We start from the raw sequence: 9,720 nt of genomic DNA, 5'->3' as shown, positions 1-9,720 counted from the left end.
CCGCGGCATACGAGACCTGGCTGCATCACTACAATCACCACAGACCCCACACCGGGATCGGCGGCCAGACCCCCTCAGCCCGCGTTCACAACGTCACGGGGAAGTACAGCTAGGCTCGAGCGGTGACCCTTCTGCCCCTCGAGGCTCTGCCCATCGACGTGCTCCGCCGACGCTCTAGTTCGAAGTGGCGCACGTACCCCGACGACGTGCTGCCCCTGTTCGTTGCCGAGACCGACTTCGCCCTCGCGCCCACCGTCTCGGCCGCGCTGGCGCGCGCGCTCGAGCTCGGTGATACCGGCTACACGCCGCCGGATCCCGGTGTGCGGGCCGCATTCGCGGGATTCGCCGAACGTCGATGGAACTGGGGGGTTGACCCGTCAGGCCTGCGCACCACCGGCGACGTGATGACGGGGGTCGTCGAGATCCTCCGAAAGGTCATCCCGCCCGGCGATCGCGTCGTCGTGATGCCGCCGGTCTATCCGCCGTTCTTCGAGATCGTCGCCGAGGCCGGCGGCACCGCGCAGCCGGTTCCGCTGCAGCGGGGTGCCGACGGCTGGGTGATCGACCTCGACGGCGTCGCCGATGCGCTGGCGGCCGGCGCCCGCGCGGTTCTGCTGTGCAATCCGCACAATCCGACCGGCACGGTGCACCCCGTCGACGTGCTCGCCAGTCTCGCCGAGCTCGCCGAGCGCTATGGCGTCGCGGTCGTCAGCGACGAGATCCACGGTCCGCTCGCGATGGCGCCCGTCGACTTCACCCCGTTCCTGTCGGCGTCCGCCGCCGCGGCGCGTGTCGGATATGCCGTCACGAGCGCAAGCAAGGCGTTCAATCTCGCCGGACTCAAGTGTGCGCAGATCGTCACGGCGGACCCGGCGACGACTGCGGTGATCCGCGATTTCCCGGTCGAGGTCGAGTGGCGCACCGGACACTGGGGTGCGATCGCCAACGTGGCGGCGTTCGACAGGGCGAGCGACGAGTGGCTCGATCGACTTCTCGTGACGCTCGATCGCAATCGACGTCTGGTGGCTGACGCACTGGCAGCACACCTGCCTGACGCTCGCTATCAGCTCCCACAGGCCGGGTATCTGGCCTGGATCGATGTCACGGCCTATGGCTGGGGAGACAATCCCGCCGTCGAGATCCGCCGTCGCGCGGGGGTGGCGCTGCACCAAGGCCCGCTGTTCGGCCCTCAGGGCATCGGCCACGTGCGCCTGAACTTCGGGTGCGCGCCCGAGGTGATCGAGGAGGCGATCGCGCGCGTCGGCGCGCTCGTGACGCGCTGACGAGTTTGCGCACCCTAGAGAGGTAAGGCTAACCTAACGGGGTGACCAGCTCGGTGGAGACCTCCGTCCGACCCGCCTACCGGCCCTATCGGGCGCGGGTGGTGGGCGTCGAACGACTCGGCCCCTCGTTCCGTCGCGTGCACTTCCACGGCGACGGGTTCGAGGACTTCGGCACCGCCGGACTCGACCAGCGCCTCAAGCTCCTGCTGCCGACCCCCGAGGCCCCGGGGACCGGCATCGCCGATGAGCCCCACGACGGGCTCTGGTACGCGCGCTGGCGGGCGATGCCCACCGCCGAGCGTCCGATCCTGCGCACGTACACGGTGCGGCGCATCCGCGAGAGTGTGCTGACCATCGACTTCGTCGTGCACCACGACGCCGGGCCCGCGGGCGCCTGGGCCGAGGCGGCCGATCTCGGCGACGAGATCGTCATCGTCGGCCCCGACGAACTCAGCTCCGACTCGCGCAGCGGCATCGACTGGCACCCCCGCGGCGCCCGCACCGTGCTGCTGGCCGGCGACGAGACGGCGGCGCCCGCGATCTGCTCGATCCTCGAATCGCTCCACGGCGCGGATGTCGCGGCTACCGCGTTCATCGAGGTGCCGCACGCGGCCGACGCGCAGCACGTCGAACTCGCACCGGGTTCGACGCTCACCTGGCTCGCCCGCGACGAGGCCGAGCACGGCGAGACGCTCATCGACGCGGTGCGCGTCTGGTGCGCGGCATCCCGCCATCATCTCGACTCCGTTGCGGCCGCCGAGCGTCAGGAGCTGGCGGACATCGATGTCGACCGGGAACTGCTCTGGGATGCCCCGACAGGCGGCGTCGGCGACTTCTACGCATGGATGGCGGGGGAGTCCTCGGTCGTGAAGACCCTGCGTCGACTGCTCGTGCAGGATCACGGCGTCGACCGCTCCCGGGTCGCATTCATGGGCTACTGGCGAGCGGGGCAGTCGGAGCGCACGGAGTGACCCCCGGTCACAGAGGGCGCCGCACCGCGGTGCTCTGGACTGCGGCGTGCCTGACGCTCGTCGCCGTCGTCGTCGCGAGCCTCGCGATCGGCTCCCGTCCGATCGCGCCGGACGTCGTGTGGCAGGCCCTCACGGCGTTCGATCCGAGCAACCCCGACCACAGCGTCGTGGTGACCCAGCGGGTGCCGCGCACCGTCATCGGTCTCGCGGCGGGAGCGGCGCTGGGGCTCGCCGGCACGATGATGCAGGGCCTGACCCGCAATCCGCTCGCCGATCCCGGACTGCTCGGTGTGAACGCCGGGGCTTCCGTCGCCGTCCTGCTGGCGATCACCGCGCTCGGCGCCGCCACACCCGAGGCGTTCGTGTGGTTCGCGTTCGCGGGCGCCGCCGCCGCAGCCCTCCTCGTGGGAGCGGTCGCGGGCATCGCCGGCGCACAGCCCGCGCGGCTCGCGCTCACCGGCGCGGCCGTCACGGCGGCCCTCACCGCGATCGTGCTCGCCGTTCTCACCTCCAGCGCCACGACTCTCGCCGTCTACCGGTACTGGACCGTCGGAGGTCTCACCGCGCGCGGTCTCGACGCGGTCGCCCTCGTCGCCGTGCCGCTCGTCATCGGCGCCGTGATCGCGCTCGGCGTCGCCCGCGGACTCGATCTGCTCGCCCTCGGCGACGACGTCGCGGCCGGCCTCGGCCACTCCGCCACCCGCACCCGGATTCTCGGCGTCGTCGCGAGCGTGCTCCTGTGCGGCGGCGCGACCGCCATCGCGGGCCCGATCGTGTTCCTCGGACTCGCGGTGCCCCACCTCCTGCGCCCGCTCCGCGGCGGCTCGTACAGCCGCCTCATGCCCCTCGCGATCCCCGTCGGTGCCGCCCTCCTCGTGAGCGCCGACGTCGTCGGGCGTCTGATCGCCCCGCCCGGCGAGGTGCAGGCGGGAGTGGTCGTCGCCTTCCTCGGCGCTCCGCTGCTGATGCTGCTCGTGCTGCGACGCCGGCTGGTGACCGTATGACCGCGCTCACCGCGTCGCTGGCGGCCGTAGACCGGGTGCGTCGCGGCCTGCGCCGACGCGCGCTCCTGGTCGCCGCCGCGATGACCATCGTGCTGCTCGTCGCGGCGACCCTCGCGCTCGGCCTCGGCGACTACCCGATGGACCCCGGGCAGGTGCTGCGCACCCTCGTCGGAGGCGGGACCCGCATCGAGACCTACATCGTGTGGGAGACCCGGATGCCGCGCTTCGCGATGGCTGTCGTGGCCGGGGGCGCTCTCGCCCTCGCCGGGGCGCTCCTCCAGGCGCTGCTGCGCAACCCGCTCGCGAGCCCCGACCTGCTCGGGATCAGCGGTGGCGCGAGCGTCGCCGCCGTGGTCGGACTCCTCGTGTTCGGCATCGGCGGGCCGCTGCTCGCCGTGGTCGCGTTCGGCGGGGGAGCCGCGGTGGCGGTGCTGCTGCTCGTGGCCGCCGCGCGGCGCGGACAGAGCGGCTTCCGCATCATCCTCGCGGGCATCGGCGTCTCGTTCCTGTGCGCCTGCGTGATCGATTACCTGCTGACCCGGTCGAAGATCGAGCAGGCGCAGGCGGCGTACGTGTGGCTCGCGGGAAGCCTGAATGCGGCGCCCTGGTGGCAGGTCGCCACCGTCGCCGCCGTTGTCGTCGTCACGCTTCCGGCGGTGCTGCTCGCGGCACGCGACCTGCCCGTGCTCGCCCTCGGACCCGACGCGGCGTCGGGGCTCGGCGTGCGGCTCGGGTTCGTGCGCCTCGCGGTCATCGCGGCGGCCGTGCTTCTCACCGCCACGGTGTGCGCCTTCTGCGGGCCGATCTCGTTCGTCGCGCTGTGCGCGCCCGCGATCACGCGCTCGCTGCGCCGCGGCGCCGCTCCCTCGCTCGGCACGAGCGCGCTCGTGGGCTCCGTGCTTCTCGTCGGTGCCGACCTCGTCGCGCAGCACGCGTGGCCGGGGCGCAGCATCCCTGTCGGCGCGGTCACCGGCGCGCTCGGCGCCGTCTTCCTGCTGTGGCTCCTCGCGACCTCGAAGGGACGCTTCGCATGACCACCGCTTCCGCCCACTTCCGCGTCGACGGGCTCGCCGCCGGCTACCCCGGGCGCCGGGTCATCGACGGGCTCGACCTCGACATCGCCCCCGGACGGCTCACCGTCATCATCGGGGCGAACGCGAGCGGCAAGTCCACCCTCCTGTCGACCCTCGCGCGACTGCGCGCGCCGCTCGCCGGCCGGGTGACGCTGGACGGCGACGACATCGCGGGGATGCCCCGCCGGAGCCTCGCCCAGTCCGTCGGCCTGCTGCCGCAGCATCCGATCGCCCCCGACGGCGTCACGGTCGCCGAACTCGTCTCCCGAGGCCGCCACCCCCACCGCGGCGCCCTCGGGCGCTGGCGCAGCGACGACGCGCGCGTGGTCGCCGACGCCATGGTGCAGACCGGGGTGGCCGACCTCGCCGACCGTCCCGTCGACGACCTGTCCGGCGGTCAGCGTCAGCGCGTCTGGATAGCGATGGCGCTCGCCCAGCAGCCGCGTGCGCTGCTGCTCGACGAGCCGACGAGCTTCCTCGACCTCGCCCACCAGATCGACGTGCTCGAGCTGCTGCGCCGCATCAACCGCACGGAGGGCACGACCGTCGTCGCCGTCCTGCACGAACTCGCCCTCGCGGCCCGCTACGCCGACGACCTCGTCGTCATGGCGGACGGCGCCGTCATCGCCCACGGTGCGCCGGGCGACGTGCTCACTCCCGCGACCGTCGCGGCCGCGTTCGGTCTCGACGCCGTCGTGATCCCCGATCCCGTGACGGGGAGCCCCCTCGTCATCCCCCGAACGCACGCCGACTCTGCACCCGCCGTGCCATCCCTCCCCTGAAAGGCAGCACATGACCCGTTCCCGTTCCCGACTCGCCGCCCTCGCAACGGTCGTCGCGGCGACCCTCGCCCTTGCCGGCTGCGCCGGATCCGGCGCCGCATCCTCGACCACGGCCTCCTCCGACGGCTTCCCGGTCACGATCTCCGATGCGCTCGGCGGCGCCACGATCGCCAGCGCCCCCCAGCGCGTCGTGACGTGGGGCTGGGGTGCGACCGAGGCCGCGCTCGCGCTCGGCACCGTGCCCGTCGCGGTCGCGTCGATGGACTACGGCGGGGGTGACAACAAGCTCACCCCGTGGGTCGAGAAGGCGCTTACGGACCTCGGTGCCGCGACCCCGACCGTGCTCGACTCGTCGGCGCAGACGGTGCCGATCGAAGCCGTCCTGGCCACCAACCCCGACCTGTTCCTCGCTCCGTACTCGGGAATCACGCAGGACGAGCGGGACGCCCTCGCGAAGGCCGGAGTGACGGTCGTGGCCTACCCCGACCACGCCTGGTCGACCCCGTGGCGCGACGTCATCTCGATCGTCGGCAAGGCGCTGGGCAAGGCCGTCGCCGCCACCACCCTGCTCGCGAACCTCGACAAGCTGGTCGCGGACACCGCTGCGGCCCACCCCGAGTTCCAGGGCACCTCGATCGCCTACGTGGACGACGACGTGAACACGTTCTACATGTACGTCGACGCGGATCCGCGCGTCGAGATCCTGCGGGACCTCGGCTTCACCTCCACGCCGAGCCTCGACGCACTCGACCCGAAGGACGGCACCTTCTACACGACCGTCAGCTACGAGCAGCTCGACAAGGTCGACGCGCAGGTCATCCTCATCCAGGGCGAGCAGCAGGCGGATCTCGACACGTTCCTGCAGTCCTCGCGCGGCCGGCTGATCCCGGCCGTCGCCACGGGTGCGGTCGCGGAGGTGGTCGGCGAGGAGAACGTCGCCGCGGTCTCGCCCACGGCGCTGTCGCTGCCGTGGCTGCTGCCCACGCTCGCCGAGAAGCTCTCGGCGGCGGTGAAGACCGCCAAGGGCTGAGCGACCCGTCGTCCGCGGGGCATCCGGCGCGCAGTCGGGTGCCCCGCGCGATTTATACTGGGAGGCTGACCCCGTCGGGTCGCTCTCCCCACCCCTCAACGGATCGGATCTGACCGTGCTCGCCGTCCACGATCTCGAGATCCGCGTCGGCGCACGCGTGCTGATGTCGGATGTCTCGTTCCGCGTCGGCCCGGGCGACAAGGTGGGGCTCGTCGGCCGCAACGGCGCCGGGAAGACCACCCTCACGAAGGTGCTCGCGGGTGACCTGCTGCCGAGCAACGGTGGTGTGGATCGCGCCGGCGAGCTCGGGTACCTGCCGCAGGACCCCCGCTCCGGCAACCCCGACGACCTCGCCCGCACCCGCATCCTCGATGCGCGCGGTCTCGGCCAGCTCGCGATCGGCATGCACGAGGCATCCCTCGAGATGGCCTCCGACGACCCGGATGCCGCGGCGAAGGCCATGCGGCGCTACGGATCGCTCACCGAGCGCTTCGAGGCCCTGGGTGGGTACGCCGCCGAGGCGGAGGCGGCATCCATCGCCCACAACCTCTCGCTGCCCGACCGCATCCTCGACCAGCCGCTGCGTACCCTCTCGGGCGGCCAGCGTCGTCGCATCGAGCTCGCGCGCATCCTCTTCTCGGACGCGCAGACGATGATCCTCGACGAGCCGACCAACCACCTCGACGCCGACAGCGTCGTGTGGCTGCGGGAGTTCCTCAAGGGCTACAAAGGCGGGCTGATCGTCATCAGCCACGACATCGAGCTGGTCGGCGAGACCGTCAACCGGGTGTTCTACCTCGACGCGAACCGTCAGGTCATCGACATCTACAACATGAACTGGAAGAACTACCTGCGTCAGCGGGTCGCCGACGAGGAGCGCCGCAAGAAGGAGCGCGCCAACGCGGAGAAGAAGGCGACCGCGCTGCAGCAGCAGGCGGCGCGGTTCGGGGCGAAGGCGTCGAAGGCGGCGGCCGCGCACCAGATGGTCGCGCGCGCCGAGAAGCTGCTGTCGGGGCTCGACGACGTGCGTCAGGAGGATCGCGTCGCGAAGCTGCGCTTCCCGAAGCCGGCCGCGTGCGGCAAGACGCCGCTGCGCGCCTCGGGCCTGTCGAAGTCGTACGGGTCGCTCGAGATCTTCACCGACGTCGACCTTGCGATCGACCGGGGCTCCAAGGTCGTGGTGCTGGGGCTCAACGGCGCGGGCAAGACGACGCTGCTGCGCATCCTCGCGGGCGTGGACCTCGCCGACACCGGTCAGGTGGAGCCGGGCCACGGGCTGAAGATCGGCTACTACGCCCAGGAGCACGAGAACATCGACACGTCACGCTCGGTGCTCGACAACATGATGTCGGCTGCGCCCGACCTGAACGCGACCGAGGCCCGCAAGGTGCTGGGCTCGTTCCTGTTCACGGGCGACGACGTGCTCAAGCCGGCCGGTGTGCTCTCCGGCGGTGAGAAGACGCGCCTGTCGTTGGCGACGCTCGTGGTGTCGGCGGCGAACGTGCTGCTGCTCGACGAGCCGACGAACAACCTCGATCCGGCATCGCGCGACGAGATCCTCGGCGCGCTCGCCCACTACGAGGGGGCCGTCATCCTCGTCTCCCACGACGAGGGTGCTGTCGAGGCGCTGAATCCCGAGCGCGTGCTGATCCTCCCCGACGGAGTCGAGGACATCTGGGGTCGCGACTACGCCGACCTGATCACACTGGCCTGAGCGGGCGGATGCCTCACGCCCCCGCGTGATCGAGCAGCTCGTCCTCGATCTCGGCGTCGCTGCGACGCCGCTTGCGAGGTGCGTACTCGATGCCGTCGTCGTCTTCCTCATCGTCGTCCGGTGTGCGGTCGAGCCCCCGGCGTTTGCGGATCTCGGTGCGGATGACGTAGCCGATGAACCCGAACCCCATGACGGCGAACATGATCCACTGGATCGCGTACGACAGGTACGGGCCCGGGTCGTTGTCGGGAGCGGCGAGCGGGGTGGGTACGGATGCCGCGGCGGGGTCCTCCGACACCATCAGGCCGTAGAGGCCGGTGTAGGTCTCGGACCCCGTCGTCGCAGCGACGAGGGGGAGGTTGATGCTCGGCACCTGCCCGGTGATCGTGCCGCGCCCCGACGGCAGCGCCTCAGACGGCTGGGCTCGCGCGATCACGGTGACTTCGCCGCTCGGGGGAGCGGGGATCGTGCTCGGGCCGTCGCCGGTGGCGGCCGGCGGCACCCAGCCGCGGTCGATGATCAGCACCCTCCCGTCGTCGAGTGTGAGGGGGGTGAGCACCTCGAACCCGGTCGTGCCGTTGTTGATGCGGTTGCGCGCGACGACCTGTTCGGCGACGTCGTACGTCCCGCGCACGCTGATCGGCTGCCACTGCTTCGAGGGGTCGAGCGAGCCGTCGGCGGCGAGCACGGCGTCGAGGGAGACCGGCGTCGCGTCGTAGTTGTTCGAGATGAGCGACAGCTGGTCGGAGCGCCACGTATTGCGGCCGAACTGCCAGTTCGAGAGGAACGCGCACGCGATCGCGAAGAGGATCGCGACGGCGACGTACCCGGTCCAGCGCAGCCAGCGACGCGGGTCTTCCACGGGCGCGCTCACGAGGCGGCCGTCAGCATCGAGGTCCACACGGGGAAGTCGCGGGAGGTGAGGAAGCCGGCCAGGAACTCGACGTGCGCGTCGCACGCGGTCCAGGTCTTGCGTCGGTCCTCGGCGTGGATGCGCGGGTTGCGCCAGTCGATCCGCCAGGACGCGTCGGCGCGGCATCCTGCTCGTGAACAGGGTGTCGCAGCGCTCACTCGGTGCCGTCCCGATCGATGCGGGTCGACTCGGAGATCGTGATGACCGTCGGTGTCTCGGGGTGGGCGTCGACCGCCCGTGTCGCAGGTTCCTCGGCCGTCTGATCTGTCGGGGCGCTCGCGGTGCTCGAGATCAGGTCCTGACCGACGTTGGCGATGACGACGGCGATGTAGGGGAGGAGCGCTGCTGCGGCGCCGAAGACCCAGGTGTACCAGCCGTAGGGCGTGACGAGCACCATCAGCAGGAAGCAGACGACGCGCACCGACATCGACACCAGGTACTTGACCTGGCGCGATCGCTCGTCCTCGCGCGGGGCGCGCGGGAGCGAGGTGGCGGTCTGAGGGGTGAGGCGCTTCACGGTGAGACCAGCGTACGCCGGTCCGATCGTGACGCGACCCGATCAGTAGCCGCGGTAGGTCGCGGCCGAACCGATGACGGCGAAGATGAAGATGACGTAGATCACGATGAAGATCACACTCAGACCCACGAACACGTAGCTCACGATGAGACCGGCGACGGCGAGACCGTGTCCGTCTTCACCGGTGCGCTTGATCTGGCTGAGTGCGACGTGACCGAACACGATGCCGAGCACTGAGAACACGAAGGCGAACACCAGAGACAGGATCGCGAAGATGTTGGTCTTGCGCGCGGGTGCGTACGCGTACGTCGGGGTCGCCTGATAGGCGGGCGGGTACCCGGGCGCAAGACCAACATCTTCGCGATCCTGTCTCTGGTGTTCGCCTTCGTGTTCTCAGTGCTCGGCATCGTGTTCGGTCACGTCGCACTCAGCC

At 71.0% G+C, this 9,720-nt stretch carries 12 protein-coding genes; 8 read left to right on the top strand and 4 right to left on the bottom strand.

The genetic code is table 11. From position 1 onward, the window contains the following. The 8 genes from FFS51_RS14175 to FFS51_RS14140 all read left to right on the top strand — a co-directional run. A partial coding sequence (locus FFS51_RS14175) for an integrase core domain-containing protein (RefSeq protein WP_137878741.1) occupies positions 1–113 on the top strand: 113 nt, incomplete at its 5' end. A gap of 9 nt (positions 114–122) precedes the next feature. Then, on the top strand, positions 123–1,283 hold the full coding sequence (locus FFS51_RS14170) for a MalY/PatB family protein (protein WP_137878740.1): 1,161 nt from the start codon (positions 123–125) through the stop codon (positions 1,281–1,283). Positions 1,284–1,324: 41 nt separating this feature from the next. Next, positions 1,325–2,254 carry a siderophore-interacting protein gene (locus tag FFS51_RS14165; protein ID WP_171006206.1) on the top strand — a complete coding sequence of 310 codons (930 nt, stop codon included), beginning with the start codon at positions 1,325–1,327 and terminating at the stop codon, positions 2,252–2,254. Then, positions 2,251–3,258: a FecCD family ABC transporter permease gene (locus tag FFS51_RS14160; RefSeq protein WP_137878739.1), complete on the top strand. Its 1,008-nt coding sequence runs from the start codon at positions 2,251–2,253 to the stop codon at positions 3,256–3,258. Before FFS51_RS14165 ends, FFS51_RS14160 begins: the two co-directional genes overlap by 4 nt. Beyond that, on the top strand, positions 3,255–4,292 hold the full coding sequence (locus FFS51_RS14155) for a FecCD family ABC transporter permease (protein WP_249352738.1): 1,038 nt from the start codon (positions 3,255–3,257) through the stop codon (positions 4,290–4,292). Before FFS51_RS14160 ends, FFS51_RS14155 begins: the two co-directional genes overlap by 4 nt. After that, on the top strand, positions 4,289–5,113 hold the full coding sequence (locus FFS51_RS14150) for an ABC transporter ATP-binding protein (RefSeq protein ID WP_056209154.1): 825 nt from the start codon (positions 4,289–4,291) through the stop codon (positions 5,111–5,113). Before FFS51_RS14155 ends, FFS51_RS14150 begins: the two co-directional genes overlap by 4 nt. Positions 5,114–5,123: 10 nt before the next feature. Beyond that, on the top strand, positions 5,124–6,143 hold the full coding sequence (locus FFS51_RS14145) for an ABC transporter substrate-binding protein (protein WP_137878738.1): 1,020 nt from the start codon (positions 5,124–5,126) through the stop codon (positions 6,141–6,143). A 115-nt stretch (positions 6,144–6,258) separates the two neighbouring features. Further along, positions 6,259–7,857, top strand: coding sequence for an ABC-F family ATP-binding cassette domain-containing protein (locus FFS51_RS14140; RefSeq protein WP_045248165.1), 1,599 nt, complete (start codon positions 6,259–6,261; stop codon positions 7,855–7,857). A gap of 13 nt (positions 7,858–7,870) precedes the next feature. Here the strand turns inward: FFS51_RS14140 and FFS51_RS14135 are convergent, their stop codons facing one another. The 4 genes from FFS51_RS14135 to FFS51_RS14120 are packed head-to-tail and all read right to left on the bottom strand — an operon-like array spanning position 7,871 to position 9,542. Further along, on the bottom strand, positions 7,871–8,731 hold the full coding sequence (locus FFS51_RS14135) for an SURF1 family cytochrome oxidase biogenesis protein (RefSeq protein WP_249352737.1): 861 nt from the start codon (positions 8,729–8,731) through the stop codon (positions 7,871–7,873). Beyond that, positions 8,728–8,928, bottom strand: coding sequence for a hypothetical protein (locus FFS51_RS14130; protein ID WP_137878737.1), 201 nt, complete (start codon positions 8,926–8,928; stop codon positions 8,728–8,730). Before FFS51_RS14130 ends, FFS51_RS14135 begins: the two co-directional genes overlap by 4 nt. Beyond that, positions 8,925–9,287 carry a DUF3099 domain-containing protein gene (locus FFS51_RS14125; RefSeq protein ID WP_137878736.1) on the bottom strand — a complete coding sequence of 121 codons (363 nt, stop codon included), beginning with the start codon at positions 9,285–9,287 and terminating at the stop codon, positions 8,925–8,927. The genes FFS51_RS14130 and FFS51_RS14125 overlap by 4 nt, the downstream gene beginning before the upstream one ends. A 42-nt stretch (positions 9,288–9,329) precedes the next feature. Next, the gene (locus tag FFS51_RS14120; protein ID WP_249352736.1) at positions 9,330–9,542 is read right to left on the bottom strand and encodes a DUF4190 domain-containing protein; all 213 of its coding nucleotides are present in this window, start codon (positions 9,540–9,542) and stop codon (positions 9,330–9,332) included. Positions 9,543–9,720: the final 178 nt, after the last annotated feature.

The sequence above is a fragment of the Microbacterium sp. 4NA327F11 genome (assembly GCF_005503465.1).
GTDB classification, from domain to species: Bacteria; Actinomycetota; Actinomycetes; order Actinomycetales; family Microbacteriaceae; genus Microbacterium; species Microbacterium ginsengisoli.
The sequence above is the reverse complement of the archived record's forward strand: the minus strand, read 5'-3'. Positions and strand labels throughout refer to the sequence as shown.

Bases quoted from the DNA above. Each gene is read 5' to 3' on its own strand.
- FFS51_RS14150 (WP_056209154.1), top strand. From the start codon at position 4,289: ATGACCACCGCTTCCGCCCACTTCCGCGTCGACGGGCTCGCCGCCGGC.
- FFS51_RS14145 (WP_137878738.1), top strand. From the start codon at position 5,124: ATGACCCGTTCCCGTTCCCGACTCGCCGCCCTCGCAACGGTCGTCGCG.
- FFS51_RS14155 (WP_249352738.1), top strand. From the start codon at position 3,255: ATGACCGCGCTCACCGCGTCGCTGGCGGCCGTAGACCGGGTGCGTCGC.